At 61.0% G+C, this 25,792-nt stretch carries 24 protein-coding genes; 17 read left to right on the forward strand and 7 right to left on the reverse strand.

Annotated features, from left to right (window positions below):
- Positions 1-46 precede the first annotated feature (46 nt).
- A complete protein-coding gene (locus tag J7E41_RS06965; protein ID WP_214991142.1) occupies positions 47-955 on the forward strand; it encodes an SdiA-regulated domain-containing protein in 909 nt (302 codons plus the stop codon).
- A 52-nt stretch (positions 956-1,007) separates the two neighbouring features.
- Here J7E41_RS06965 and rpiA read toward each other — a convergent pair whose 3' ends face one another.
- Positions 1,008-1,679, reverse strand: coding sequence for a ribose-5-phosphate isomerase RpiA (gene rpiA, locus J7E41_RS06970; protein WP_133100903.1), 672 nt, complete (start codon positions 1,677-1,679; stop codon positions 1,008-1,010).
- 136 nt (positions 1,680-1,815) lie between these two features.
- Here rpiA and ilvA point away from each other — a divergent pair, with 136 nt between their 5' ends.
- Entirely contained in the window at positions 1,816-3,330 is a 1,515-nt protein-coding gene (ilvA, locus tag J7E41_RS06975; protein ID WP_214991144.1) for a threonine ammonia-lyase, biosynthetic, read from the forward strand.
- A gap of 40 nt (positions 3,331-3,370) precedes the next feature.
- Positions 3,371-3,784 (forward strand): DUF2269 family protein, encoded by a 414-nt coding sequence (locus J7E41_RS06980; RefSeq protein WP_214991146.1) that lies wholly within the window; start codon positions 3,371-3,373, stop codon positions 3,782-3,784.
- Between the two features lie 152 nt (positions 3,785-3,936).
- On the opposite strand, the gene J7E41_RS06985 is transcribed toward J7E41_RS06980, so the two are convergent.
- Positions 3,937-4,593, reverse strand: coding sequence for an HAD family hydrolase (locus J7E41_RS06985; RefSeq protein WP_214991148.1), 657 nt, complete (start codon positions 4,591-4,593; stop codon positions 3,937-3,939).
- Positions 4,594-4,736: 143 nt separating this feature from the next.
- On the opposite strand from J7E41_RS06985, the gene J7E41_RS06990 reads away from it, so the two are divergent.
- Together J7E41_RS06990 and ptsP are read left to right on the forward strand one after the other, a co-directional pair.
- Positions 4,737-5,216: an RNA pyrophosphohydrolase gene (locus J7E41_RS06990; protein ID WP_053128161.1), complete on the forward strand. Its 480-nt coding sequence runs from the start codon at positions 4,737-4,739 to the stop codon at positions 5,214-5,216.
- A gap of 22 nt (positions 5,217-5,238) precedes the next feature.
- A complete protein-coding gene (ptsP, locus tag J7E41_RS06995; RefSeq protein WP_214991150.1) occupies positions 5,239-7,518 on the forward strand; it encodes a phosphoenolpyruvate--protein phosphotransferase in 2,280 nt (759 codons plus the stop codon).
- Positions 7,519-7,736: 218 nt separating this feature from the next.
- Here ptsP and J7E41_RS07000 read toward each other — a convergent pair whose 3' ends face one another.
- Positions 7,737-8,483, reverse strand: coding sequence for an NRDE family protein (locus tag J7E41_RS07000; RefSeq protein ID WP_214991152.1), 747 nt, complete (start codon positions 8,481-8,483; stop codon positions 7,737-7,739).
- A gap of 247 nt (positions 8,484-8,730) precedes the next feature.
- On the opposite strand from J7E41_RS07000, the gene lgt reads away from it, so the two are divergent.
- Both lgt and J7E41_RS07010 read left to right on the forward strand, forming a co-directional pair.
- Positions 8,731-9,543 (forward strand): prolipoprotein diacylglyceryl transferase, encoded by an 813-nt coding sequence (lgt, locus tag J7E41_RS07005; protein WP_214991154.1) that lies wholly within the window; start codon positions 8,731-8,733, stop codon positions 9,541-9,543.
- 51 nt (positions 9,544-9,594) lie between these two features.
- Positions 9,595-10,566 (forward strand): thymidylate synthase, encoded by a 972-nt coding sequence (locus J7E41_RS07010; protein WP_169356863.1) that lies wholly within the window; start codon positions 9,595-9,597, stop codon positions 10,564-10,566.
- Positions 10,567-10,722: 156 nt separating this feature from the next.
- Here J7E41_RS07010 and cadR read toward each other — a convergent pair whose 3' ends face one another.
- Complete coding sequence (gene cadR / locus J7E41_RS07015) at positions 10,723-11,172, reverse strand: Cd(II)/Pb(II)-responsive transcriptional regulator (RefSeq protein WP_155583679.1); 450 nt, start codon at positions 11,170-11,172, stop codon at positions 10,723-10,725.
- Positions 11,173-11,256: 84 nt separating this feature from the next.
- Here cadR and J7E41_RS07020 point away from each other — a divergent pair, with 84 nt between their 5' ends.
- The 7 genes from J7E41_RS07020 to J7E41_RS07050 all read left to right on the forward strand — a co-directional run bounded on the left by J7E41_RS07020 (position 11,257) and on the right by J7E41_RS07050 (position 20,342).
- Positions 11,257-13,575, forward strand: coding sequence for a heavy metal translocating P-type ATPase (locus J7E41_RS07020; RefSeq protein ID WP_214991156.1), 2,319 nt, complete (start codon positions 11,257-11,259; stop codon positions 13,573-13,575).
- 16 nt (positions 13,576-13,591) lie between these two features.
- Positions 13,592-14,455 (forward strand): LysR family transcriptional regulator, encoded by an 864-nt coding sequence (locus tag J7E41_RS07025; RefSeq protein ID WP_214991158.1) that lies wholly within the window; start codon positions 13,592-13,594, stop codon positions 14,453-14,455.
- Between the two features lie 241 nt (positions 14,456-14,696).
- On the forward strand, positions 14,697-15,761 hold the full coding sequence (locus J7E41_RS07030; protein WP_214991160.1) for a putative 2-aminoethylphosphonate ABC transporter ATP-binding protein: 1,065 nt from the start codon (positions 14,697-14,699) through the stop codon (positions 15,759-15,761).
- A gap of 1 nt (position 15,762) precedes the next feature.
- Positions 15,763-17,487, forward strand: coding sequence for a putative 2-aminoethylphosphonate ABC transporter permease subunit (locus tag J7E41_RS07035; protein ID WP_214991162.1), 1,725 nt, complete (start codon positions 15,763-15,765; stop codon positions 17,485-17,487).
- A gap of 23 nt (positions 17,488-17,510) precedes the next feature.
- Complete coding sequence (locus J7E41_RS07040; protein WP_214991165.1) at positions 17,511-18,536, forward strand: putative 2-aminoethylphosphonate ABC transporter substrate-binding protein; 1,026 nt, start codon at positions 17,511-17,513, stop codon at positions 18,534-18,536.
- 127 nt (positions 18,537-18,663) lie between these two features.
- Positions 18,664-19,788: a TIGR03364 family FAD-dependent oxidoreductase gene (locus J7E41_RS07045; RefSeq protein ID WP_214991166.1), complete on the forward strand. Its 1,125-nt coding sequence runs from the start codon at positions 18,664-18,666 to the stop codon at positions 19,786-19,788.
- Positions 19,788-20,342, forward strand: coding sequence for a phosphonate degradation HD-domain oxygenase (locus J7E41_RS07050; RefSeq protein WP_214991168.1), 555 nt, complete (start codon positions 19,788-19,790; stop codon positions 20,340-20,342). The genes J7E41_RS07045 and J7E41_RS07050 overlap by 1 nt, the downstream gene beginning before the upstream one ends.
- Here the strand turns inward: J7E41_RS07050 and J7E41_RS07055 are convergent.
- Both J7E41_RS07055 and J7E41_RS07060 read right to left on the reverse strand, forming a co-directional pair.
- Positions 20,339-21,712 (reverse strand): DUF3482 domain-containing protein, encoded by a 1,374-nt coding sequence (locus J7E41_RS07055; RefSeq protein ID WP_214991170.1) that lies wholly within the window; start codon positions 21,710-21,712, stop codon positions 20,339-20,341. The two genes, J7E41_RS07050 and J7E41_RS07055, sit on opposite strands and share 4 nt — an antisense overlap.
- Complete coding sequence (locus J7E41_RS07060) at positions 21,705-23,084, reverse strand: DUF2868 domain-containing protein (protein WP_214991172.1); 1,380 nt, start codon at positions 23,082-23,084, stop codon at positions 21,705-21,707. The genes J7E41_RS07055 and J7E41_RS07060 overlap by 8 nt, the downstream gene beginning before the upstream one ends.
- A gap of 90 nt (positions 23,085-23,174) precedes the next feature.
- Between J7E41_RS07060 and J7E41_RS07065 the strand changes: the two genes are divergently transcribed.
- From J7E41_RS07065 to J7E41_RS07075, 3 genes are all read left to right on the forward strand, one after another.
- Entirely contained in the window at positions 23,175-23,687 is a 513-nt protein-coding gene (locus J7E41_RS07065; RefSeq protein WP_214991394.1) for a dihydrofolate reductase, read from the forward strand.
- A gap of 83 nt (positions 23,688-23,770) precedes the next feature.
- On the forward strand, positions 23,771-24,010 hold the full coding sequence (locus J7E41_RS07070; protein WP_155583689.1) for a type II toxin-antitoxin system RelB/DinJ family antitoxin: 240 nt from the start codon (positions 23,771-23,773) through the stop codon (positions 24,008-24,010).
- Positions 24,000-24,287 carry a type II toxin-antitoxin system RelE family toxin gene (locus J7E41_RS07075; protein WP_214991174.1) on the forward strand — a complete coding sequence of 96 codons (288 nt, stop codon included), beginning with the start codon at positions 24,000-24,002 and terminating at the stop codon, positions 24,285-24,287. Before J7E41_RS07070 ends, J7E41_RS07075 begins: the two co-directional genes overlap by 11 nt.
- A gap of 35 nt (positions 24,288-24,322) precedes the next feature.
- Here the strand turns inward: J7E41_RS07075 and J7E41_RS07080 are convergent, their stop codons facing one another.
- Positions 24,323-25,714 carry an L-cystine transporter gene (locus J7E41_RS07080; protein WP_214991176.1) on the reverse strand — a complete coding sequence of 464 codons (1,392 nt, stop codon included), beginning with the start codon at positions 25,712-25,714 and terminating at the stop codon, positions 24,323-24,325.
- Between the last annotated feature and the right edge of the window lie 78 nt (positions 25,715-25,792).

The following is a 25,792-nucleotide window of genomic DNA, read 5'->3' on the forward strand; positions in this document are numbered from 1 at the left end:
AAGAGTGTGATATTCATTCGCCAGTTTTTGCCTTGAGCCCGCCCTGATGCGTCGATTTACCCGCCCCAAACCAGCTTTTTTCATTCTTGTGCTGATCGCCCTGGTTGCCTCTGGGGTGGTCGCGCAGCAATTCCGTTTATTCGAACGCGCCTGGTTCAACTGGCAGGTCTGGCGCCACCCGGCCGACGAACGCTCCATTGGCCTGGCGGATTATCGCGTGGTGCTGGAAGCGCAGGCCATCGATGGCCTGGACGATGATGTCTCGGCCCTGACCTACGACCCGGTGCGCAACAGCCTGTTTACCGTGACCAATAAGGATGCCGAGCTGATCGAGCTGTCCCTGGATGGCAAGCTCCTGCGGCGTATCCCGCTGATCGGGTTTGGCGATGCCGAGGCGGTAGAGTTCATCAGCGAGGACACCTATGTCATCAGTGATGAGCGTGAGCAGCGGCTGATCAAGATCCATCTGGAAGAGGGCACGCAGTTTCTCGATATCGCCGATGCCGAACAAATGACCCTCGGCGTTCACCTGAGCGGCAACAAAGGCTTTGAAGGCCTGGCCTATGATTCGGTGGGCAAGCGCCTGTTTGTCGCCAAGGAACGGGACCCGATGCTGATCTACGAAGTGCACGGTTTTCCTCACTTCAAGCCAGAAAAAACCTACTCGGTGCACGTCGTCAACAACCCCAAACGTGATGCCGGGTTGTTTGTCCGCGACCTGTCCAGCCTGCAATACGATGAGCGCAGCGGCCATTTACTGGCGCTGTCCGATGAGTCGTTCCTGGTGCTGGAACTGGATATCGACGGTCGTCCCTTGAGCAGTTTGTCCCTGCTCAAGGGGCGCCATGGCCTGAGCAAGCGTGTGCCTCAGGCCGAAGGGATTGCGATGGACAACGATGGCACGCTGTATATGGTCAGTGAGCCGAACCTGTTCTATATCTTCAAGAAACCCTGATCAGAACATCCACTGCGCGCCCAGCGAATAGCCGGTCTGGCTGCACCTGCAATCAAGCCTTGAGGGTTTTCACGCCTTCCGAGGTGCCCAGCAGCAACACATCCGCAGGACGCGCGGCAAACAAACCATTGGTGACCACGCCCACGATGGCATTGATCTGACGCTCCAGCTCCACCGGGTTGGTGATCTGCATGTTGAACACATCGATAATGATGTTGCCGTTGTCGGTCAGCACGCCTTCGCGGTACACCGGGTCGCCGCCCAGTTTCACCAGCTCGCGAGCCACGTGGCTGCGGGCCATCGGGATCACTTCCACCGGCAGTGGGAATGCGCCGAGCACTGGCACCAGCTTGCTGGCGTCAGCGATGCAGATAAAGGTCTTGGCCACGGCCGCGACGATCTTCTCGCGGGTCAGGGCTGCGCCGCCGCCCTTGATCAGGTTCAGGTGCTCGTCGCTTTCATCGGCGCCGTCGACGTAGAACTCCAGGTCGCTCACGGTGTTTAGCTCATACACCGGAATGCCATGGCCCTTGAGCCGTGCGGCAGTGGCTTCGGAACTGGCAACCGCGCCGTCGAACGCGCCCTTGTGCAGGGCCAGCGCATCGATAAAGCAGTTGGCGGTGGAGCCGGTGCCGACACCGACGATGCTTTTATCGTCGAGTTTAGGAAGGATTAAATCGACGGCGGCCTGGGCCACTGCCTGTTTGAGTTGATCCTGGGTCATGCGGGCTCCGGAACGGGCGGGGAGTAAAGAGGGGCGCGAGTATAACCCAACAAAACCTCTGGATTCGTGTGGTCGCCCGGCCAAACGCTGGGTTAGACTCCTTGGCCCTGCCCAACCCGCTCAGTGATGCTTTCCGATGCTCGAACAGTACGTCAAGAAGATCCTCACCTCGCGCGTTTATGACGTTGCCGTAGAAACCCCATTGCAGACCGCTCGCCAGCTCTCCGAGCGGCTGGGCAACAAGGTCTGGCTCAAGCGCGAAGACTTGCAGCCGGTGTTCTCCTTCAAGATTCGTGGCGCTTATAACAAGCTGACCCAACTGACGGCCGAAGAGCGCGCGCGCGGCGTGGTCACCGCCTCGGCGGGCAACCATGCTCAGGGCCTTGCCCTGGCGGCCAAGGTGCTGGGGGTCAAGGCCACCATCGTGATGCCCAAGACCACGCCGGAGATCAAGGTCGAAGGCGTGCGTTCCCGTGGTGGCAAAGTAGTGCTGCACGGCGACTCTTTCCCCGAAGCGTTGGCGTATTCGCTGAAGTTGGTCGACGAAAAAGGCTACGTCTACATTCACCCTTACGATGATCCGCACACTATTGCCGGGCAGGGCACCGTGGCGATGGAGATTCTGCGCCAGCATCCAGGGCCGCTGGACGCTATTTTTGTTCCGGTCGGTGGCGGTGGCCTGATCGCCGGTATCGCAGCCTACGTGAAGTACCTGCGCCCAGAGATCAAGATCATCGGCGTCGAACCGGACGACTCCAATTGCCTGCAAGCCGCCATGGCCGCCGGTGAGCGGGTGGTATTGCCGACCGTGGGTATCTTCGCCGACGGCGTGGCGGTGGCGCAGATCGGCCAGCACACCTTCGACATCTGTAAGGACTATGTGGATGAAGTGATTACCGTCAGCACCGATGAAATCTGTGCGGCGATCAAGGACATCTACGACGATACCCGCTCCATCACCGAACCGGCGGGCGCCCTCGGCGTGGCCGGGATCAAGAAGTACGTGGAAACCCGTGGCGTCACCGGGCAGACCCTGGTGGCCATCGACTCTGGCGCCAACGTCAACTTCGACCGCTTGCGGCATGTGGCCGAGCGCGCCGAGCTGGGTGAAGGCCGCGAAGCCATCATCGCCGTGACCATCCCTGAGCAGCCAGGCAGCTTCAAGGCCTTCTGCGAGGCGGTGGGCAAGCGCCAGATCACCGAGTTCAACTACCGTTATCACTCGGGGCGCGAAGCGCACATTTTCGTCGGCGTGCAGACCCACCCGGAAAACGATCCGCGCAGCGCATTGATCGCCAGCCTCACCAGCCAAGGTTTCCCGGTGCTGGATTTGACGGAAAATGAACTGGCCAAGCTGCACATCCGTCATATGGTCGGCGGCCATGCGGCGCGGGTCAGTGATGAAGTGGTGTTTCGCTTCGAGTTTCCGGAGCGTCCCGGTGCGCTGTTCAACTTTCTCCATAAGTTGGGCGGGCGCTGGAACATCTCGATGTTCCACTACCGCAACCACGGCGCGGCTGACGGTCGCGTGGTGGCCGGGCTGCAAGTGCCGGCCGACGAGCGTCATCTGGTACCCGCGGCGCTGGCAGAAATCGGCTACCCGTATTGGGATGAAAGCGATAACCCGGCCTATCAACTCTTCCTCGGTTGAGCGACTACGCTGACTGGGCGGCCTTTAAGGAATCGAGAACATGGAAACGCTGACAACCCTCAAAGTGATCCACATTGCTGCCACGGTCTTGCTGCTGCTCAGTGGCCTGGCGCTCGCCGTGCTGGCCTGGCGCAAACGCAGCGCAGGCCCTGCCTACACCGTGCAACGCCCGTGGGCGTTTGTCTGGCTGTTGATGGGGATCTGCGTGGTGAGCATGCCGTTCACCGGCTGGTGGCTGGTGCATTTGATCGGCTGGCCGCTGGGGCAGACCTGGATCCTGGGCTCCAGCCTGATCTACACCGTGGCAGCGCTGAGCTGGTTCTGGTTGGTGGCGCGGTTGAATCGCCTGCGGTTGGGCGGTTCGGGGAGTCTGAACTTCACCTTGGCACTGGCGGTAGTCAGCCTGGTGGGGTTTGTGGCGATAGCGGGATTGATGGGTGCCAAGCCGGTTTAAAGGTTTTGGACCCTGTGGCGAGCGGGCTTGCCCGCGTTGGGCTGCGAAGCAGCCCCAAATCCAGCCGCCTCATTCTGTCTGGGAGAGCTCAGTGCCCTTGATTGGGGCTGCTATGCAGCCCAACGCGGGCAAGCCCGCTCGCCACAGGGTTATCAGCCGCGCAGGCTAATCACCGGCCAGCCACGCTTCTGGGCCTCAGCCCGCAAATTCGGATCCGGATCCACCGCCACCGGGTGTGTCACCTGCTCCAGCAGCGGCAAATCATTCATCGAGTCACTGTAGAAATAGCTGCCTTCCAGGCTATACCCGGTCTCTTCCAGCCAGCGATTCAGCCGCGTCACCTTGCCTTCGCGAAAGCACGGAATGTCAGTGCTGCGGCCGGTGTAACGGCCATCGGCCATCTCGCATTCCGTCGCGATCAAGGTTTCAACTCCCAAACGCTCGGCAATCGGCGCGGTGACGAAGCGGTTGGTGGCGGTGATGATTACTAGCTTGTCACCGGCATCCCGGTGCTTGGCCAGTAACTCAGCGGCCTGGGGCAACATGATCGGCTCGATGCAATCGCGCATGTAGTCGTTGTGCCATTCGTCCAACTGAGCCATCTCGGTACGGCCGAGGATTTCCAGGCAGAAGTTCAGATAAGCCGCGTTATCCAGCTTGCCCGCCAGATAGTCCTGGTAGAACTCGTCGTTACGGGCTTTGTAGGCCACCGCGTCGAGAATCCCGCGGTCACACAGGTAATCGCCCCAAGCGTGGTCGCTGTCGCCGCCCAAGAGTGTGTTGTCCAAGTCGAATAAAGCCAGACGCATTGCAGTTACTCGCTGAAAAGTCTGTAAAAAGGCGTCCAGAATACGGTCTTTTCACAAGAGTGCACATAAGGTAAGCAGCCTCGTTGCCGCTGGAACAACCTTTGTGGAACAATGCGGCGACATGCGTTTGCGAGGTTGTTGCCGTGATCGACCCCGATGGTTTCCGTCCTAATGTCGGGATTATTCTTACGAATGATGCCGGACAGGTGCTATGGGCTCGCCGTATCAACCAAGATGCCTGGCAGTTTCCTCAAGGTGGAATCAACCCCGACGAAACCCCTGAAGATGCCTTGTACCGCGAGTTGAACGAAGAAGTAGGCCTTGAACGCGAAGATGTGCAAATTCTCGCCTGCACCCGAGGCTGGTTGCGCTATCGTTTGCCGCAACGTCTGGTGCGTACCCACAGCCAACCGCTGTGCATCGGCCAGAAACAGAAATGGTTTCTCCTGCGCCTGATCTCCAATGAGCAGCGGGTGCGGATGGATTTGACCGGTAAACCGGAATTTGATGGCTGGCGCTGGGTCAGTTATTGGTATCCGTTGGGCCAGGTGGTGACATTCAAGCGCGAAGTTTATCGTCGCGCTCTTAAAGAGCTTGCCCCGCGCCTTTTATCGCGCGACTGATGACGGAGTTCGACCCCGAGCCATGCTCAATACGCTGCGCAAGATCGTCCAGGAAGTTAACTCCGCCAAGGATCTCAAGGCGGCGTTGGGGATTATTGTGTTGCGCGTCAAGGAAGCCATGGGCAGCCAGGTCTGCTCGGTTTACCTGCTGGACCCCGAGACCAACCGTTTTGTGCTGATGGCGACGGAGGGCTTGAACAAGCGCTCCATCGGCAAGGTCAGCATGGCGCCCAATGAAGGTCTGGTGGGCCTGGTGGGGACGCGTGAAGAACCCCTGAACCTCGAAAACGCCGCGGATCACCCGCGTTATCGCTACTTTGCCGAAACCGGCGAAGAGCGCTACGCCTCGTTCCTCGGTGCACCGATCATTCACCACCGCCGCGTTGTCGGTGTGTTGGTCATCCAGCAGAAAGAGCGCCGCCAGTTCGACGAAGGTGAAGAAGCCTTTCTCGTGACGATGAGCGCGCAATTAGCCGGGGTTATCGCCCACGCCGAAGCAACGGGCTCGATTCGCGGCCTGGGGCGCCAGGGCAAGGGCATCCAGGAAGCCAAATTTGTCGGCGTGCCCGGCTCGCCCGGTGCTGCCGTCGGTACGGCGGTGGTCATGCTGCCGGCGGCCGATCTCGATGTGGTGCCGGACAAGACCATCACCGACATCGACGCCGAAATCAAACTGTTCAAGACCGCCCTCGAAGGCGTGCGCAACGATATGCGTACGCTGTCGACCAAGCTGGCCACCCAGCTGCGTCCCGAAGAGCGTGCGTTGTTCGATGTTTACCTGATGATGCTCGACGACGCGTCCCTGGGCAGCGAAGTCAAGGACGTGATCAAGACCGGCCAGTGGGCGCAGGGCGCGTTGCGCCAGGTGGTCACCGATCACGTCAACCGTTTCGAACTGATGGACGACGCCTACCTGCGTGAGCGTGCCTCGGACGTGAAAGACCTCGGTCGCCGTCTGCTGGCTTACCTGCAGGAAGAGCGCTCCACCACACTGGTCTACCCCGACAACACCATCCTGATCAGTGAAGAACTGACCGCCACCATGCTCGGCGAAGTGCCGGAAGGCAAACTGGTGGGCTTGGTTTCGGTATTGGGTTCCGGCAACTCCCACGTCGCGATCCTGGCCCGGGCCATGGGCATTCCGACGGTGATGGGCCTGGTGGACCTGCCGTACTCCAAGGTCGACGGCATCGAAATGATCGTCGACGGCTACCACGGCGAGGTCTACACCAACCCCAGCGAAGTGCTGCGCAAGCAGTACGCCGAAGTGGTGGAAGAGGAGCGCCAGCTGTCCCAGGGCCTCGACGCCCTGCGCGAGTTGCCGTGTGTGACCCTTGATGGCCACCGTGTACCGCTGCTGGTCAACACTGGGCTGCTGGCGGATGTGGCCCGTGCGCAACAGCGCGGCGCGGAAGGAGTGGGGCTGTACCGCACCGAAGTGCCGTTCATGATCAACCAGCGCTTTCCGAGTGAGAAGGAGCAGCTGGCGATTTATCGCGAGCAACTGTCCGCCTTCCATCCGTTACCGGTGACGATGCGCAGCCTGGACATTGGCGGCGACAAGTCACTGTCGTATTTCCCTATCAAGGAAGACAACCCCTTCCTCGGCTGGCGCGGTATTCGCGTTACCCTCGACCATCCTGAAATTTTCCTCGTTCAGACCCGCGCCATGCTCAAGGCCAGCGAAGGCCTGAACAACTTGCGCATCCTGTTGCCGATGATCTCCGGCACCCACGAGCTGGAAGAGGCCCTGCACCTGATCCACCGGGCCTGGGGCGAAGTGCGCGACGAAGGCGCCGATGTGCCGATGCCGCCGATTGGCGTGATGATCGAAATCCCGGCGGCGGTGTACCAGGCCAAGGAGCTGGCACGGCAGGTGGACTTCCTCTCCGTTGGCTCCAACGACCTGACCCAGTACCTGCTGGCGGTGGACCGTAATAACCCACGGGTGGCCGACCTTTACGACTACCTGCACCCTGCGGTGCTGCAAGCCTTGCAGAACGTGGTGCGCGACGCCCATGCCGAAGGCAAGCCGGTGAGTATCTGCGGGGAAATGGCCGGTGACCCGGCAGCGGCGGTGCTGTTGATGGCGATGGGCTTTGACAGCCTGTCGATGAACGCCACCAACCTGCCGAAAGTGAAATGGATGCTGCGTCAGATCAATCTGAGCCGGGCCAAGGAAATGCTGGCGGAGCTGATGACCATCGACAACCCGCAAGTTATCCACAGCTCGCTGCAACTGGCACTGAAAAACCTTGGGTTGGCGCGGATGATCAATCCGGCTTCGGCGAAGACCCTCTAACCGGATTTTAGGGTCTGTCCCCAATCAAAATGTGGGAGCGGGCTTGCTCGCGAAGACTGTAGCCGCTGCCGAAGAATGAGGCTGCGATGGGTTTGGTGCGGCATTCCGACGCAGTGGCCCCAAGGGCGGTCCTGCTGACACGCATCGCAGCCTCGTGCCTCGGCAGCGGCTACAGTCTTCGCGAGCAAGCCCGCTCCCACATTTGATTTGTGGGATGCTCAGATATTGAGTTCGACTTCGCCCAACTGCCCACCATACGGCCCAAAACTGCGCTCAACGATATGCCGTGTTCCATCGGCATTCACAATCAACGCCGTACTCGCCCGCGTCCCATAACTGGGGCTGGCAATAAACACGCTCGACAGCAGGCTCTCGGTCGCCAAGCCCACGCCGGTATCCGGCAAGTCGGCAAAAGACGCGGTCTGCGGGTCGTTCAAGATGCCCAGCAAGGCTTCAGGTTGCGGATCATCCAGCACTTCGATCAACGCCGCCTTGGCCTTGAGCAGCTTCGGCCACGGCGTATCAAGCCCGGCATTGGATAGCCCATAAATGCCCGCGACTAATTGAGTGGGCGCCGACTCATTGGCGTTGTAATGCCACAACTCATCCCGTGTCCCGATCAACAGGTTGAACCCGGCATATTCAATCGATCTACCGTTAACGTCGGCCAAATAGTCGTCAACCGGCAGCGAACCGCTGAGAAATCGCGCCACCAACTCCCCTCGGGATTTGCGTGCCGGCGGCTGGTGCGGATCACGAATATTGGTCAGCGCCGCAAAGCGTCCATCTGCGCCAACCCCCAGCCAGGTTCCACCCGCCTCTTGGTCCCGTCCGGCATAAACGTGGGGTGTGTCCGGCCATTGGGCCAGCGGCAGGCTGGGCCGAGCATAGAATTCATCACGGTTGGCCGCGACGATCAGCGGTTGGGCGTGACCCGGCCGCCAGGCAAAAACAATCAGGCACATAAGGTGATCCCTTTGTGTTTTTCACCACTCTACCCACAGAACCGTCGGCTATCCATCGTATCCAGTTGGGCCGCATGCCTTCCTTCCGTTAACATGCCCGTCTGATTTTGCGAGCAGCCATTGTTCGACGGCTTGTTGTTTTGCGTGGGTTTGAACTTCTTGTTGTAAAAAAGTGGCTGTAACGAAGGCTTAATCGCGCACCGGCATGGTCCGGGCGCAATAACGAATGATTTAACGAGGAGTCGCAATGCTGCCTTACCCGCAGATCGACCCGGTGGCCCTGGCCATCGGTCCGCTGAAAATCCACTGGTACGGGTTGATGTACCTGATCGGTATCGGCGGTGCCTGGCTGCTGGCTTCCCGGCGCCTGAACCGTTTCGACCCGACCTGGACCAAGGAGAAACTCTCCGACATGGTGTTCTGGATGTCGATGGGGGTCATCGTCGGCGGACGACTGGGGTATGTGCTGTTCTACGACCTGAGTGCCTACATCGCCAACCCGACCCTGATTTTCGAGGTGTGGAAGGGCGGCATGGCATTCCACGGTGGGTTTATCGGCGTGATGATCGCGGCCTGGTGGTTTGGCCGGCGTAACGGCAAGTCGTTCTTCCAGCTGATGGACTTTGTCGCGCCAATGGTGCCGATCGGCCTGGGCGCCGGGCGCATTGGCAACTTCATCAACGCTGAGTTGTGGGGCAAGCCGACTGACGTGCCGTGGGCCATGGTGTTTCCACCGTTCAGCGACCCGGCGCAACTGCCGCGCCACCCGTCGCAGCTGTACCAGTTCGCCCTGGAAGGCGTGGCACTGTTCCTGATCCTTTACATCTTCTCGCGCAAACCACGCCCTACCATGGCGGTATCGGGCATGTTCGCGTTGTTCTACGGGATCTTCCGATTTATCGTCGAGTTCGTACGGGTACCGGATGCGCAGTTGGGCTACCTGGCGTTTGGTTGGCTGACCATGGGTCAGGTTCTCAGCTTGCCGATGATTCTGTCCGGCCTGGGCATGCTGTGGTGGGCTTACAATCGCCCGCAACCGATCAAGAACACCGCGCTTTAAACTCGAACGCCGAGGCTCAAGGGCCTCGGCTTCAACGATACAGGTACTGTCATGAAGCAATATCTCGACCTGGTTTCCCACGTCATCAAGAACGGCACCAAACAGGCCAACCGTACTGGCGTGAACACCATCAGCTTTCCCGGTGCGATGTTGCGCTTTGACCTGCAGGAAGGTTTCCCTGCGATCACCACCCGCAAGATGGCCTTCAAGTCGGCTATCGGCGAGATGTGCGGTTTTCTGCGTGGGGTGAACAACGCCGCCGAATTCCGCGCCCTGGGCTGCAAGGTCTGGGACCAGAATGCCAACGAAAACGCCCAGTGGTTGGCCAACCCGTTCCGCCAGGGCGACGACGACCTTGGCGAGATCTACGGTGTGCAATGGCGCAAATGGCCGGCGTACAAGCAGATCCCGCTGAGCAATCAGGCGGCGATCGAGCAAACACTGGCTCAGGGTTACCGTCAAATCGCTGAAGGCGAAGAAAACGGCCAGGCCTATGTGGTGCTGTACAAGGCCATCGACCAGATTCGCCAGTGCGTTGACACCATCATCAAGGACCCGGGCAGCCGCCGTATCCTGTTTCATGGCTGGAACTGCGCCCAGCTCGATGAAATGGCCCTGCCGCCGTGCCACTTGTTGTACCAGTTCCATCCGAATGTCGAAACCCGGGAAATTTCCCTGACGCTCTACATCCGTTCCAACGACCTGGGTCTGGGCACGCCGTTCAACCTGACCGAAGGCGCTGCGTTGCTGAGCCTGATCGGCCGCCTGACCGGCTACACGCCGCGCTGGTTCACCTATTTCATCGGTGATGCCCACGTCTACGAGAATCACCTGGACATGCTCAACGAACAGCTCAAGCGCGAGCCGTTTGCTGCGCCGAAGCTGGTGATCAGTGATCGCGTGCCGGAGTTTGCCAAGACCGGTGTGTACCAGCCTGAGTGGCTGGAGTTGATCGAGCCGAGCGATTTCTCGCTGGAAGGTTACGAGCACCATGCGCCGATGACGGCACCGATGGCGGTCTGACAAGCAAGTCGATCTCTGTGGCGAGCGGGCTTGCCCGCGTTGGGGCGCGAAGCGGCCCTAAGTCAGCCGCCGCGATCAGTCAGTAAATCCGCAGTGGCCTTTATGGGGCTGCTGCGCAGCCCAACGCGGGCAAGCCCGCTCGCCACAGGGGCGTTTTTAATGCCCGTGGCTTCTGCCTACATGGGAATGCTCCGCTTCACTCGCCGTCACCCCTCCGCTGACTTCCAGGCGCTGCAAAATCCCGCATTGATCGGCCTCTGGCCCTGCGCCACAGCGTTGGCGCAGGACCAGCAGTTGCTCCTGCAACGCCATCAGCCCATCAATCCGCGCCTTGACGTGGTGGATGTGTTCGTCGATCAACGCGTTGACGCTTTCGCACTGGTCCTGGGGGCTGTCGCGTAAACCCAGCAGGCTGCGGATTTCTTCCAGGGTCATGTCCAGGCTGCGGCAGTTGCGGATGAAGGTCAGCCGTTCGGTGTGGGCCTGGGTGTACAGGCGATAATTGCCGTCACTGCGCGCAGGCGGTGGCAGCAGGCCTTCTTTCTCGTAATAACGGATGGTTTCCACCTGGCAATCCGTCAGTTTTGCCAATTCGCCGATCTTCATCGCAGCAATCTCCAAAAGGGTGCTTGACCCTATAGTGGCTACAGGGTCTTTACTTGGCAACAGGCACCTTTACGGACGCGACCAATGAGCGATTCCATTCACACCCCGAACAAGGCCCATGCTGGCCACGACCACGACCACGACCACGACCACGACCACGACCACGACCATGGTCATAGCCATGATCACGGCGCAAAGCTCAAGCCTGTGCAAAAGGAAAAGCACGACCATGTCAGCCACGGCGGTTCCTGCTGCTCCAGCAACGCTGCGCCTGCGCTGGTAAAGCTGAGCGAAGCCCCGACTGCGGGCTCGCGGTTGAGCACCTTCCGTATCGAAGCCATGGATTGCCCCACCGAGCAAACCCTGATCCAGAACAAACTGGGCAAGCTCGCCGGTGTGCAGCAACTGGAATTCAACCTGATCAACCGTATCCTCGGTGTGACCCATGATCTGCCGAGCACTACGCCGATCATCGAGGCCATCAAATCCATCGGCATGCAGGCCGACCCTATCGAAGAGGGTGTGGCCCCGGCCGCGCCGCCTGCGAAGAAGCACTGGTGGCCGCTGGCCTTGTCCGGCATCGGTGCCCTGGGGGCCGAAGTGCTGCACTTCACCAACGCCGCCCCTACGTGGGTGATTGCCTTGGTGGCGCTGGTGTCGATCTTCAGCGGTGGCCTCACCACGTACAAGAAGGGCTGGATTGCCCTGAAAAACCTTAACCTGAACATCAATGCCCTGATGAGCATCGCCGTGACTGGCGCGATCCTCATCGGCCAGTGGCCCGAAGCGGCGATGGTGATGTTCCTGTTTACCGTGGCTGAGCTGATCGAGGCCAAGTCCCTCGACCGTGCACGCAACGCCATCAGTGGCCTGATGCAGATGACGCCGGAGCAAGCCACGGTGCGCCAGGCTGACGGAAGCTGGGCTGAGCAGGAAGCCAAAACCATCGAACTGGGTGCCATCGTGCGGGTTCGTCCCGGCGAGCGCATTGGCCTGGACGGTGAAGTCACCTCCGGCCAGTCCACCATCGACCAGGCGCCAATTACCGGTGAAAGCCTGCCGATCGAAAAGACCGTGGGCGACAAAGTCTTCGCCGGCACCATCAACCAGGCCGGCTCTCTGGAGTACAAGGTCACGGCGGCAGCCAACAACTCCACCCTGGCGCGGATCATCCACGCCGTGGAGCAGGCTCAGGGTTCGCGAGCGCCGACCCAGCGGTTTGTCGACAGCTTCTCCAAAATCTACACCCCGGCGGTGTTTCTCTTCGCCTTGGGCGTGGCGCTGATCCCGCCGCTGTTCATGGCGGGCGCCTGGTTCGACTGGATCTATCGCGCGCTGGTACTGCTGGTGGTCGCGTGCCCGTGTGCGCTGGTGATTTCCACGCCGGTGACCATCGTCAGCGGCCTGGCCGCCGCCGCTCGCAAAGGCATCCTGATCAAGGGCGGTGTGTACCTGGAGGGCGGTTACAAACTCGACTACCTGGCCTTGGACAAGACCGGCACCATCACCCATGGCAAACCGGTGCAAACCGATTACCTGGCGCTGTTCCCCAACATTGAAGGCACGGCACCGGCCCTGGCTGCGAGCCTGGCGGCGCGTTCCGATCACCCGGTGTCCCTGGCTATCGCTAATGCGGCTGTGGATAAGAAGCTGCCGGTGCACGCTGTGGATAACTTCGAGGCCCTGACCGGTCGCGGTGTGCGTGGCGACATCAATGGCGAAACCTACTACCTGGGCAACCACCGTCTGGTGGAAGACCTGAACCTGTGTTCGCAAGCCCTGGAAGAAAAACTCTTCGCCCTGGAAAAACAAGGCAAGTCTGTGGTCCTGCTGTTGGACAAGTCTGGCCCGATGGCGCTGTTCGCCGTGGCTGACACCGTCAAGGACAGCAGCCGCGAAGCGATCCAGCAACTGCATGACCTGGGCATCAAAACCCTGATGCTCACTGGCGACAACACCCACACCGCCCAGGCGATTGCGGCTCAGGTCGGCATCGATCAGGCCCAGGGCGACCTGTTGCCTACCGACAAGCTGCAAGCCATCGAAACCCTCTACGGCAAGGGGCACCGTGTTGGCATGGTTGGCGACGGTATCAACGACGCGCCGGCCCTGGCCCGTGCCGAGATCGGTTTTGCCATGGCAGCGGCCGGTACCGACACCGCCATCGAGACTGCCGATGTGGCGCTGATGGACGATGACTTGCGCAAGATTCCGGCATTCATTCGGCTGTCGCGGCAAACGTCGAGTATCCTCAAGCAGAACATCGCCCTGGCGCTGGTGATCAAGGCGATCTTCCTTGCCGTCACCTTCCTGGGCATGGCCACCATGTGGATGGCGGTGTTTGCCGACATGGGCGTGAGCCTGCTGGTGGTATTCAATGGTCTGCGCCTATTGCGCAAATAGTCGATGAGAGGGTGGTGTGCTGAGTGCCGAGCTGAAGGCGTTTTACATGGTCGCCCGCCTGGGCAGCATTACCCAGGCGGCGAAAAAGCTCGGCCTGAGCCAACCTACGGTGACCACCCAGATTCGTCATCTGGAAAGCCAATACTCGGTTGAACTGTTCTACCGAGGCGGCCGTCGCCTCACCGTCAGCGACGAAGGCGCGCGGCTGCTGCCGATGGTCAAGGCGCTGTTGCAGCAGGAAAGCGATATCGAGTTTTTCCTGCGCAACAGCGGCCAGGTCCAGGGCGCGTTAAGAATTGCGGCGACGGCACCGTATTACATCCTCGACTTGGTAAAGACCTTCCGTGAACGGCTGCCCCATGTCGAAGTGTCGGTGGAAATCGGCAACTCCCAGCAGGTGCTGGAAGCGTTGGATGAATACCGGGTCGACGTCGCGGCCTCGTCGCAACTGCTCGAAGACCCGCGGCTGATTCGCCGTGTGTTGGGCATGGACCCGCTGGTACTGGCGGTGCATCGCAACCATCCGTTGGCGGCGCTCGACCATGTGTCGTTGAGCGCCCTCGTCGGACACACCTTGCTGATGCGCGAGCCTGGCTCCACCACACGCCGGCTGACCGAAGAAATGTTGCAGGGCGCAGGCGTGAGCTACGGGCCACTGCTGGAGATTGGCAGTCGGGAGTCGATCCGGGAGGCGGTGTTGCGCAACATTGGCATCAGCATCATTGCCCGTCAGGAAGTGCCTCATGATCCGCAGTTGCGGGTGCTGAGCATCGAAAATGCGCCGCAGATTCCTGAGTATCTCTACTGCCTAAAAGAGCGCAAAGGCGCGCGGTTGCCGGCGGCGTTTCTGGGGTTGGCGCAGGAAATGTCGCCGCTCTGAAGGCCATTCGCGAGCAAGTCGAATCGTCGCACCGCCGCTCCCACACTTGACCGAGTTCGACCTTTGGAATGCGGTCAAATGTGGGAGCGGGCTTGCTCGCGAAAGCGGTAGACCTATCACCATCCCCCTCCAGTCCTACACAAAACTACCAATACCACTATCGCCCAGTTTTACCTCCTTGCCACACAAGGTACGCATTCACTCCCTAGGATGACCTTCATCAGTTCGATGAGGTGCCTCCATGAACACAGCCCTGACCAACCCCGGCGCGCCAATGAAGGTGCGCGGTGTGCAGAAACGCTTCGGCGCGTTTACCGCCCTGGACAACGTATCCCTCGACGTCGCGGCCGGCGAGCTGGTGTGCCTGCTGGGCCCGTCCGGTTGCGGCAAGACCACCTTGCTGCGTTGCATCGCCGGCCTGGAGCGCCAGGACAGTGGCGAGTTGTACCTGGGTGATCGCGACGTTTCTCTGCTGGCACCTCAGGCACGGGACTACGGCATTTTGTTCCAGTCCTACGCCTTGTTTCCCAACCTCACGGTAGAAGCCAACATTGGCTACGGCCTGGCCGGCAGCGGCCGCGATGAAGTGCGCAAGCGTGTCGGGCAGATGCTGGAGCTGGTAGGCCTGCTCGGCAGCGAAAAGAAATACCCCGGCCAACTGTCCGGCGGCCAACAACAACGGGTCGCCCTGGCCCGTGCCTTGGCGCCGGCGCCTTCGTTGTTGCTGCTGGACGAGCCCATGTCCGCCCTCGACGCCCGCGTCCGCGAGCACCTGTGCACCGAGCTGCGCCAATTGCAGCGACGTCTGGGCATCACCACCCTGATGGTCACCCACAATCAGGACGAGGCCATGCTGATGGCCGACCGTATTGCCGTGATGAACAACGGCAAGGTCGAGCAGTACGCCACGCCCCAGGAAATCTACGACCGCCCGGCCACGCCGTTTGTGGCCGAGTTTGTCGGCCAGGGCAACTGGCTGCCGTTCAGCCGCAACAGTGACAGCCACGCTCAGGTTGGCGGGATGAACATGCGTCTGGCCGACAATGCCAACAAGGTCGCCTCGGGCCGGCTGTTCTGCCGCCCGGAGGCCATCAGCGTCAACCCGGTGGTGCATGAAGAAAACCTGTTCCCGGCCAAGGTCCGCGAGATCACCTTCCTCGGCAACCGCTGCCGCATGAGTTTTGAGCTGGACCAATTGCCCGGCCATCCACTGTTGGCGGAGCTGGCACCAGAAGCCATGCCGCGCCTGGGCGCCCAGGACATTTGGGTCGCGCTGCCACCCCGCAGCCTGCAGGTGTTTGCCTGAGATGCCTGCCGATATGACTCTGCCGATACCCGATAACGTGGCTCGCCAGGTTTCCCGTGCCGAACTCGGCGACCGTATTTTCGTGGTGGGCGGCAAGTTGATATGGCTGCTTCTGCTGGGCATCGCCGTATTGCTGCCGCTGCTGGCGATCTTCTGGCGCGGCTTCAGCAGCGAAGACGGGCAGGGCGGTGGCTTGGTCGCTGCAAAAGAACTGGTGACCAGCGACAACTTCCACTGGTTGTTGGGCAATAGCCTGAAGGTTTCCCTCAGTGTTGCCGCCATCGTCGTACCGCTGGCCTACCTGTTTGCCTACGCCCTGCAACGCACGCTGATTCCCGGCAAGGCGATTTGGCGCGGCATGTCGTTGCTGCCGTTGATGGCGCCTTCGATGCTGCCGGGGATCGCGCTGGTCTATCTGTTCGGCAACCAGGGCCTGCTGCGTGGCTTGCTGTCAGACAACATCTACGGCTTCTGGGGCATTGTCCTCGGTGAAGTGATCTACACCTTTCCCCATGCGCTGATGATCCTGCTGTCGGCGTTGTCCCTGGCGGATGCGCGGTTGTTCGATGCGGCGTCGAGCATGGGCGCAAGCCCCGCCCGGGCGTTTCGCAGCATCACCTGGCCGGCGACTCGCCAGGCAGTATTCGCCGCGTTTTGCCTGGTGTTCACCCTGACCATCACCGACTTCGGCGTGCCCGTAGTGGTGGGTGGCGATTACCAGGTGCTGGCCCTGGAAGCCTACAAGGCGGTGGTCGGCCAACAACAATTCGGCCGAGGCGCCTTGATCGGCATGGTTCTGCTGTTGCCGGCGTTGTTCAGTTTCGGCGTGGATGCCTGGCTGCGCCGTCGTCACGGCGACTCCATGAGCGGCCGCGCCCAAGTCTTCCAACCCACGCCGTCGCGGCTGAGGGATGGTTGCTACCTGGCCATTGTCCTGCTGATCTGCGCAGTACTGTTGCTGGTGTTTGGCATGGCCGTGTACTCGTCGGTGGTGAAGTTCTGGCCTTACAACCTGTCGCTGTCGCTGAACCACTATCAGTTCAACGACACGGCGGGCGGCGGCTGGCTGGCCTACCGCAACAGCCTGACCATGGCGTTGTGCACGGCGTTGATCGGCAGCGTACTGATCTTCACCGGCGCCTACCTGATGGAAAAAACCAAAGGCCAGCGCGGCCTGAACCTGGCGCTGCGCATGCTCAGCTTCGTACCGATGGCTGTGCCGGGACTGGTGCTGGGCCTGGGCTACGTGTTCTTTTTCAACCTCAACGGCAACCCGCTGCATGTGTTGTACGGGACCATGACGCTGCTGGTGGTGTGCACCATTGCGCACTATTTGACCACCGCGCAGATGACCGCCACCACGGCTCTGCGCCAACTGGACGCTGAGTTCGAAGCTGCTGCGCTGTCTCTCAAGGCGCCGCTGTACCGCCACTACCTGCGGGTCACCGTGCCGATCTGCCTGCCGGCGTTGCTGGACATCGTGCGCTACCTGTTTGTCTCGGCGATGACCACCGTTTCGGCGGCGATCTTCCTCTACAGCCCCGACACCATCCTGGCTGCCGTTGCCGTGCTGAACATGGACGATGCCGGCAATGTAGGCGGCGCGGCGGCCATGTCCACGCTCATTCTGTTCACCTCGGCGGGCGTTTCCTTGCTGCTGGCGTGGGCTTCACGCGGTTTATTGCGCCGCTCCCAGGCCTGGCGCCATACCGCGCCCGGTCAATAAATCACCCATAAAGGAACCGCACCATGTTCAAGCCCCTGGCGTTAGCCGCTGCTGTGCTCACTGCGTTTAGCCTGAATGCCTATGCCGCGAAAACCGAGTTGACCGTGTACACGGCCCTCGAAGCCGAGCAGTTGAAGACTTACAAGCAAGCCTTCGAAAAGGCTAACCCGGACGTGGAAATCAAATGGGTGCGCGACTCCACCGGGATCATCACCGCCAAGCTGCTGGCCGAGAAAGCCCGCCCGCAAGCGGATGCTGTCTGGGGCCTGGCCGCTTCCAGCCTGGCGATCCTCGATCAGCAAGGCATGCTGCAAAGCTACGCGCCAAAAGACCTGGACAAGATCGGCGCGAACTACCGTGACGTTGCCAATCCGCCAGCCTGGGTCGGCATGGACGTGTGGGCGGCGACCATCTGCTTCAACACCGTCGAGGCCGAAAAGCAGGGCCTGAGTAAACCGGGGAGCTGGCAAGACCTGACCAAACCCGAGTACAAGGGCAAGATCGTCATGCCGAACCCCGCGTCGTCCGGCACCGGCTTCCTCGACGTCAGCGCCTGGTTGCAGACCTTCGGCGAGAAGCAGGGCTGGCAGTACATGGACGAGCTGCACCAGAACATCGGCCAGTACGTTCACTCCGGTTCCAAGCCGTGCAAGCTGGCGGCGTCGGGTGAGTTCCCGATCGGTATTTCCTTTGAATACCCGGCGGTACAGCTCAAACGCCAGGGCGCGCCGCTGGACATTGTGTTGCCGAAAGAGGGCCTGGGCTGGGAAATCGAAGCCACCGCCGTCATCAAGGGCACCGCCCACGAAGAAGCGGCGAAGAAACTGGCTGACTTCTCCGCCAGTCCTGCCGCGATGGAACTCTACAAGGAAAACTTTGCGGTCCTGGCACAGCCGGGCATTGCCAAGCCGCAGACCGAGTTGCCGGCTGACTATGAGCAACGGCTGATCAAGAACGACTTCGCCTGGGCCTCGAAAAACCGCGACAGCATCCTGACGGAATGGCGCAAGCGCTATGACGGCAAGTCGGAGAAGGTAGCCGGCCAGTAATATTTTCGTTTGGGCTGATGGCCTCATCGCGAGCAAGCCCACACATTCGACCGAGTTCTACCTTTGAAATGAGGTCAAGTGTGTGGGCTTGCTCGCGATAGCGGTCTCGAATTCAGGACATCACTTCATGACACAACTGCTGATCATCGGCGCCGGCATCCTCGGCCTGTCACATGCCTACGCCGCCGCCAAGCGTGGCCTCAAGGTCAAGGTGTTCGAACGCAGCGCCACACCGTTGGGTGCCTCGGTGCGTAACTTCGGCCAGGCGCTGGTCACTGGCCAGCCGCCCGGAACCATGCTCGATTTGGCCCGTGAAAGCCGAGATATCTGGGGCCAATGGGCACAGCGTGCGGGGTTGCAGCTCAAGCGCAATGGCTCTTATCTGTTCGCCCGCAACGAAGCGGAAGAGCACCTGCTGGAAGCCTTTTGTGCGGGACGTGCGCAGGAGCACGACTATCGCGTCGAGCTGCTCCAGGGCACGGCAATGAACGACCTGTACGGCGGCCAATTCCGCCATCACCGTGCTGCGCTCCACGGCCTGGACGATCAACAAGTGTATTCCCGCGAGGCCATCCCCGCGCTGATCAACTACCTGTGTCGCGAACTCAAGGTGGAGTTTCACTTCTCCACGCTGGTACGTGACATCGAACCCGGTCAGTTGTACAGCACCGCCGGGACCTTTCGCGGCGAGCAGATCATTGTCTGCTCCGGCCACGACTACCAGACGCTGCTGGCCGAGCAGATCGCCGAGCTCAATCCGCAGATCTGCCGGCTGCAAATGCTGCGCGCCAGGCCGCAGGTGGACTTGAACCTGCAACACGCGCTGCTGACCGGCCTCAGTTGTGTGCATTACGGCGCCTTTGCCGACTTGCCGGAAGCGGCGCCGGTACAGGCGCAAATCCTGCGGGACGCCCCGCACCTGCATGAAAATGGCATCCACCTGCTGATCAGCCCCACACCTTATGGCGAGTTGATCATTGGCGATTCCCACCATTACGGCAGCGATCCCTCACCGTTCAACGCAGAGCAAGTGGACGACTGGATGATTGAGTTGGCCGAGCAGACGTTGGGTTGCAAGATACACGTCACGGAGCGTTGGCAGGGCGTCTACGGTTCCCGTGGGCCGGGGCCGTTTTCCTTCCTGCGGGCAGCGCCGGGGGTGAGTGTCGCGTTGATGCACACTGGCGTGGGCATGAGCGTCGGGCCGGCGATGGCCGAGAGCAATATCGCGCAACTGCTGGGGGAGAAGTGATGAGCACCGAACAGGTGATCGCCGAGGTGTTCGGCCTGTACGAGCAACATGGCGCCGCCGATTACATCGGCGAACCGGTGTCGCAGATCGAGCACATGTCCCAGGCCGCACAGTTGGCCATGGCTGAAGGTTTCGATGATGAAGTGGTGTTGGCGGCGTTCTTCCACGACATCGGGCATATCTGCAGCCAGGGCGGCGAGAACATGGGTGGCTACGGTGTGATCAGCCATGAGCGGCTAGGGGCTGACTATCTACGTCGGGCCGGTTTCAGCGAGCGGATGGCAAAGCTGGTGGAATACCACGTCCAGGCCAAGCGCTACCTAACTTTCAGCCAGCCGGATTACTACGCTCGATTGAGTGAGGCCAGTCGTCGCACTCTGGGTTATCAGGGCGGGGTGATGAGCGCAGAAGAGGCGCGGGCATTCGAGCAGGATCCGCTGTGTGCCGTCAGTTTGCGCATGCGTCATTGGGATGAGCAGGCCAAGGAAATGCATGTGCCGGTGCTCGACCTTGATGTCTTGAAGGCCAAGGCCCGGCAGTTATTGGCGGCTTAGGTTTCGTCCAGGCGTTGGGCCAGGGCTTCGATCTGTTCCTGGCGTTCGGCCTGGCTCAGTTTCGGGTGCGGATTAAGGGACGACCATTGCGGATGGGCGCGGGCCTTGTTCAGCGCTTCCGGCAACTTGCCTTCGCGCCAGGTCTTGTCCTGAGGTGTGTCGACCTTGATGCTGTGCATGGCCGCGTGGCCGCGCAGGTTCAGGGCCTTGAGCAATTGCCGTTGGCGCAAGGCCAGCAGGCGTAACACGCTGTCGTCGACGGTCAGCTCGCGCTGGCCTTTGATCTTGCCCAACAAACGGCTGCCGTAGCTACGGGCGGTTTGCAGGGCACCACCGGCGATGGCGCCGGCCAGGGCCGCGGCGCCTAAGGTCAGGCCGCCCACCAATAAATCGACACCGGCACCTGCCGCCGCGCCCGCCGCGATCCCGCTACCCACCCGCACGCCCAATTGCTTGAGGGTTTCCGGGTTGAACAAGTCATCGCCCCAGCGGCCGTCCAGCAGTGGCAAATCGCTGGCGGCAGCGTCTTGCGGGCGAAAGCCGAATAGCTTGAGCAAGGCTTCGACACAGCGTTGTTCACGCTGGCGCACGGCTTTGCGCAGTTCGCTGATGGCTTGTTGTTCGATCTCAGCCTCGCTGACCACACTGCGTCGGCAAGCGGCGCAATCCACCAGCAGCTCAGCGATCAGGCGCGCGGCGCTTTGCTGGCGGGCCTGGCGCTGGGCTTCCTGGTCGAGGATCAACCGTTCCAGTTGCCCACGGGAGTTTTCCAGCAGCAGCGCGAGGCTTTCATAGAGCCGACGCTCGCCATCTTCCGGTGGCGCCACGCTGTCGAAACGCACCAGGGCATGCAGGCCGAGGCGGGCCAGGGCTTCGCGCCAGTCCGGCTCGCGGTGGTCGCTGCTGCTGACAAAGTTGAGCACCGGCAGCAGCGGTTTCCCGCAACTGGCCAGCACTTGTAACTCGTCGCGGTACTTGGCCAGCACCGGTTCACGGGCATCGATGACATAGAGGCCAGCGTCGCAGGCCAGCAGTTGGCGCAGGACTTTGGCTTCCTGCTCGAAACGCTGCCGGGCTTCGCTGCCTTCCAGAAACCGCGCCAGCCGTGCCGGACCGTCGAGGCGCTCGCCGGGGCGATCCAGGCGTTCGAGGTAGTCGAGCAGGGCGATGGCGTCTTCCAGGCCGGGCGTGTCGTATAGCTCCAGCAGTGCTTCGCCGTCCACCGACAGGCGCGCGCCTTCGACATGCCGTGTGGTGCTGGGACGATGGGAGACTTCGCCAAAGCCCACGTCCCGGGTCAGGGTGCGTAGCAGCGAGGTCTTGCCGACGTTGGTGTGGCCGACTACGGCGAGTTTCAGCGGTTTAGTCATGGCCCGTCTCCAACCAGTTCAGCGGCGCGCAATCGGCGAACGGCAGTTCAAGCTGTTGCAGCGCGGTGTGCCAGTCGCCCAGGCGTTCAGCGTCGAGGGCCTGGCCAGTGGGCGCTTGCAGCAGCCAGACGCGCGTGGCCGTAGCGCCGCGGGCCAGTTCGGCAATCAGCGCCAGGCTGCCGCGATCCGGCGAGCGGCGCGGGTCGCAGGCGATGGCCAGGCGTGCGGGTGGAAAGCGGGTCAGTTGTTCCAGCAGCTTGTTGCGTGATTCGCGGCTGTCGAGGATGCCGGCGTCTTTGATGGAAGCCGGTAGCTGCGGTGGCCAGGGACGTTGGTCGTCCAGTTCGATGGCTACCAGCAAGGCCCCTTTGCTTTCCAGTTCGCTGGCGCCGCCTTCGACGTGATGCAGTTGCTCAGGTGCAGCGTCGTTGACCCCAAGCCGTTCACTGCTGGGCATCAACCGTTCACGCAGTGCGCTGTAGCCGGGCAAGTTAAGGTCCAGCTGCAAGCCGGCGCGCCCGCGTTTCCAGCGCCACAGGCACAGCAGGGCGAGGATCAGCCGAGGCAGGATGCCGTAGACCAGCAGCACGCCGGCGAGCCAGGCAGCCCAGGCCTGGCGAGCGCTTTCGATATTCAGGGCCGAGTCGCCGCTGGCGCGGATCATCTCGACGGTGGGCACGTTAAAGCCCAACAGCGCGGGCAGGGTGCCAAGGGTTTGGGTCACGCTGACAAAGGTGTCGGCTCCCAGGATGGTGGTTTCCCAGACAAAACCGTAGCGCCGGGTGGCCAGCAGCGTCAGCAGGATCACCATCGCGCTGAGCAGGGCCAGCAGCCATAGGCTGTTGACCAGCACACCGACGGCCCAGCGATTGAGTTTCTGGCGTTGCAGCAATAACAGCAGCGCCGGCGCCAGTTGTGCGGCCTTGGCGTCGCGGGCGAGTTTTTCACTGAGCCACAACCACAGGCGACCAAGGCTGGCGCTGTGTTCGCCGGCAAACACCAGGCCCAAGGCCCAGCTCAACAACAGGATCAGGTTCAAGCCCAGCAGACTGCCCAGGGCCCAGAACACATTCACTGGCGTCAGCCCGTTGCCCAGCGCCGCAAAGGCCAGGCCGGCACCACTGACGATGGCGACCACCGCCAGCAGGATCAACGCCAGCCGCGCGCCTTGCAGCCAACGGCCGAGGGCGGCGCTCAGGCCATCGCGCTCGGCCAGCCACAGGGCGCGGTTTTGAATACGCGTTGGCAGGTCGCCGCCAGTGCTGCGGGCCTGGCGATTGGCTTCCTGATCTTCGAGCGGGCCTGCGTGTTCTTCGCGCAGGCGCACGGTTTCTGTCAGCCAGAGTTTTTGCAGGGGGTTCAGTGCAGTCACGCGCCGTCCTGTTGAGCAAGTGAGGTTGGAGCATAACCGCTGGAGCGCCGGTTGGGGTATGCCGCCCGCGCCTCTGGTATTCTCGTCGCCATGAAAAAAACTCTCCCTTTAAGCCTGATCGCAGCCCTCGGTGAAAACCGCGTGATCGGCGTCGACAACAGCATGCCCTGGCACTTGCCGGGGGATTTCAAGTATTTCAAGGCCACCACACTGGGCAAGCCGATCATCATGGGGCGCAAGACCTGGGATTCTCTCGGTCGACCGTTGCCGGGTCGCTTGAATATTGTGGTCAGCCGTCAGACCGATCTGACGCTCGAAGGTGCGGAAGTTTTTCCGTCCCTTGATGCGGCGGTGGAGCGTGCGGAGGAATGGGCAAAGGCCCAGGGCGCTGATGAGCTGATGCTGATCGGCGGCGCGCAGTTGTATGCGCAAGGCTTGGCGCAGGCTGATCGCCTGTATTTGACGCGGGTGACGTTAAGCCCGGAGGGGGATGCGTGGTTTCCCGAATTTGATTTGAACCAGTGGAAACTGGTGTCGAATGTGGCGAATCCGGCGGAGGGAGAAAAGCCTGCGTACAGCTTTGAGGTTTGGGAAAAAGCCTGAAGCATCGTCGACAAATCCGGCTTGCAAAAGAGGGCCTCCTGCGCCACTGTAATGACTAATGTCATTACAGTGAGGGCTGCCCAATGGCCTCTATCAATGTTCGTATCGACGACGATCTTAAAGCCCGCGCTTATCATGAGCTGGAAAAACTCGGCGTAACCCCTTCTGAATTGATGCGCCAAGCCTTGCAGTACGTGGCTGAGCGCGGCCAATTGCCTTTTAAACCTGTCCTGATGACTGAGGAAGATGAAGCCTTGTTTGCCACAGTTCGGGAACGGCTGGCAGCTCCTCAGCGGGTGAAGGTCTCACTGGATGACCTATAACCTTGAGTTTGATGCACGGGCTTTAAAGGAGTGGCACAAACTTGGGGATACTGTTCGTCAACAGTTCAAGAAGAAGCTGGTTGAGATCCTGATCCAGCCACGCATTGAGGCGAACCGTCTCCATGGCTTACCTGATTGTTATAAAACCAAGCTTCGCAGCAGTGGTTATCGGTTGGTCTATCAAGTGATTGATCAGGAGGTCACGGTGTTTGTTGTGGCTGTCGATAAGCGTGAACGTGACGAGGTGTATCGTAAAGCTACCGATCGCTTGAGTTAGCAGGGAGCAAGCTCCCTGCCACAGGGCAGGCTTAGTTAAACCTGCGCCAACTCCGCATGTTCATCGGCATTGAGCAGCTCTTTATCCGTCTGCTGCATGATCTGGCTGGTAATCGCCCCGGCCGTCATCGAACCATTCACGTTCAACGCCGTGCGGCCCATGTCGATCAGCGGCTCCACCGAAATCAGCAACGCCACCAGTGACACCGGCAAGCCCATGGCCGGCAGCACGATCAGTGCGGCAAACGTCGCACCGCCACCTACTCCCGCCACACCGGCCGAACTCAAGGTCACAATCGCTACCAGCGTTGCGATCCACAGCGGATCCAGTGGGTTGATACCAACCGTTGGTGCAACCATCACCGCCAACATCGCCGGGTACAGGCCTGCGCAACCGTTCTGGCCAATCGTCGCGCCAAACGAAGCGGCAAAGCCGGCGATGGACTGCGGAATGCCCAGACGACGGGTCTGGGCTTCAATGCTCAGCGGGATGCTCGCCGCGCTGGAGCGGCTGGTGAAGGCAAACGTCAGTACCGGCCACACCTTGCGGAAAAACCGCAGCGGGTTGATCCCGGACAGGGACAGCAATAGGCCGTGGACTACAAACATCAGCCCCAGGGCCAGGTAGGACACCACCACAAAACTGCCGAGCTTGATGATGTCTTGCAGGTTGGAGCTGGCAACCACTTTGGTCATCAACGCCAGCACGCCGTACGGAGTGAGCTTCATCACCAGGCGCACCAGGCGCATCACCCAGGCTTGCAGGGTGTCGATGGCGTTGAGCACTTTCTGACCTTTCTCCACGTCATCCTTGAGCAGTTGCAGCGCGGCAACCCCGAGGAAGGCGGCGAAGATCACCACGCTGATGATCGACGTCGGCTTGGCGCGGGCCAGGTCGGCGAACGGGTTCTGCGGGATGAACGACAGCAGCAACTGCGGCACATTCAGGTCGGCGACTTTGCCTGCGTAATCGTTCTGGATCACTTGCAGGCGGGCCATTTCCTGGGTTCCTGCCACCAAGCCTTCGGCAGTGAGGCCGAACAGGTTGGTCAGGCCGATACCGATCAGCGCCGCAATCGCCGTGGTGAACAGCAGCGTGCCGATGGTCAGGAAGCTGATCTTGCCCAGGGACGAGGCGTTATGCAGGCGGGCCACGGCGCTGAGGATCGAAGCGAACACCAGCGGGATCACGATCATCTGCAGCAACTGCACATACCCATTGCCCACCAGGTCGAACCAACCAATGGAGGCCTTGAGCACCGGGTTGCCGGCACCGTAGATGGCGTGCAGGACCACACCGAAAATCACGCCGAGTACCAGAGCAAACAAGACCTTCTTGGCCAGGCTCCAGTTGGTACGGCGAGTCTGTGCCAGGCCCAGCAACAGGGCTACGAACACCAGCAAATTGAGAATCAGGGGCAGATTCATTGAAACTCCAAGGATGGCTGCCAATCGCTTTAACCTGCGATTGCGAACCGGAAAGCCTAACAGCATGAAATATAATGA

Origin of the sequence: Pseudomonas fluorescens (assembly GCF_018614655.1) — a bacterium.
Taxonomy (GTDB): domain Bacteria; phylum Pseudomonadota; class Gammaproteobacteria; order Pseudomonadales; family Pseudomonadaceae; genus Aquipseudomonas; species Aquipseudomonas fluorescens_BX.

Excerpts from the sequence above, each read along its gene's own strand:
- J7E41_RS06980 (WP_214991146.1), top strand. The coding sequence starts at position 3,371 with ATGGAAACGCTGACAACCCTCAAAGTGATCCACATTGCTGCCACGGTC.
- ilvA (WP_214991144.1), top strand. The coding sequence starts at position 1,816 with ATGCTCGAACAGTACGTCAAGAAGATCCTCACCTCGCGCGTTTATGAC.
- J7E41_RS07020 (WP_214991156.1), top strand. The coding sequence starts at position 11,257 with ATGAGCGATTCCATTCACACCCCGAACAAGGCCCATGCTGGCCACGAC.
- J7E41_RS07045 (WP_214991166.1), top strand. The coding sequence starts at position 18,664 with ATGACACAACTGCTGATCATCGGCGCCGGCATCCTCGGCCTGTCACAT.
- J7E41_RS07030 (WP_214991160.1), top strand. The coding sequence starts at position 14,697 with ATGAACACAGCCCTGACCAACCCCGGCGCGCCAATGAAGGTGCGCGGT.
- J7E41_RS07080 (WP_214991176.1), bottom strand. The coding sequence starts at position 25,714 with ATGAATCTGCCCCTGATTCTCAATTTGCTGGTGTTCGTAGCCCTGTTG.
- J7E41_RS07010 (WP_169356863.1), top strand. The coding sequence starts at position 9,595 with ATGAAGCAATATCTCGACCTGGTTTCCCACGTCATCAAGAACGGCACC.
- J7E41_RS06965 (WP_214991142.1), top strand. The coding sequence starts at position 47 with ATGCGTCGATTTACCCGCCCCAAACCAGCTTTTTTCATTCTTGTGCTG.
- J7E41_RS07070 (WP_155583689.1), top strand. The coding sequence starts at position 23,771 with ATGGCCTCTATCAATGTTCGTATCGACGACGATCTTAAAGCCCGCGCT.
- J7E41_RS07050 (WP_214991168.1), top strand. The coding sequence starts at position 19,788 with ATGAGCACCGAACAGGTGATCGCCGAGGTGTTCGGCCTGTACGAGCAA.
- J7E41_RS07075 (WP_214991174.1), top strand. The coding sequence starts at position 24,000 with ATGACCTATAACCTTGAGTTTGATGCACGGGCTTTAAAGGAGTGGCAC.
- J7E41_RS06985 (WP_214991148.1), bottom strand. The coding sequence starts at position 4,593 with ATGCGTCTGGCTTTATTCGACTTGGACAACACACTCTTGGGCGGCGAC.
- cadR (WP_155583679.1), bottom strand. The coding sequence starts at position 11,172 with ATGAAGATCGGCGAATTGGCAAAACTGACGGATTGCCAGGTGGAAACC.
- rpiA (WP_133100903.1), bottom strand. The coding sequence starts at position 1,679 with ATGACCCAGGATCAACTCAAACAGGCAGTGGCCCAGGCCGCCGTCGAT.
- J7E41_RS07065 (WP_214991394.1), top strand. The coding sequence starts at position 23,175 with ATGAAAAAAACTCTCCCTTTAAGCCTGATCGCAGCCCTCGGTGAAAAC.
- J7E41_RS07000 (WP_214991152.1), bottom strand. The coding sequence starts at position 8,483 with ATGTGCCTGATTGTTTTTGCCTGGCGGCCGGGTCACGCCCAACCGCTG.
- J7E41_RS07035 (WP_214991162.1), top strand. The coding sequence starts at position 15,763 with ATGCCTGCCGATATGACTCTGCCGATACCCGATAACGTGGCTCGCCAG.
- lgt (WP_214991154.1), top strand. The coding sequence starts at position 8,731 with ATGCTGCCTTACCCGCAGATCGACCCGGTGGCCCTGGCCATCGGTCCG.
- J7E41_RS07040 (WP_214991165.1), top strand. The coding sequence starts at position 17,511 with ATGTTCAAGCCCCTGGCGTTAGCCGCTGCTGTGCTCACTGCGTTTAGC.
- ptsP (WP_214991150.1), top strand. The coding sequence starts at position 5,239 with ATGCTCAATACGCTGCGCAAGATCGTCCAGGAAGTTAACTCCGCCAAG.
- J7E41_RS07055 (WP_214991170.1), bottom strand. The coding sequence starts at position 21,712 with ATGACTAAACCGCTGAAACTCGCCGTAGTCGGCCACACCAACGTCGGC.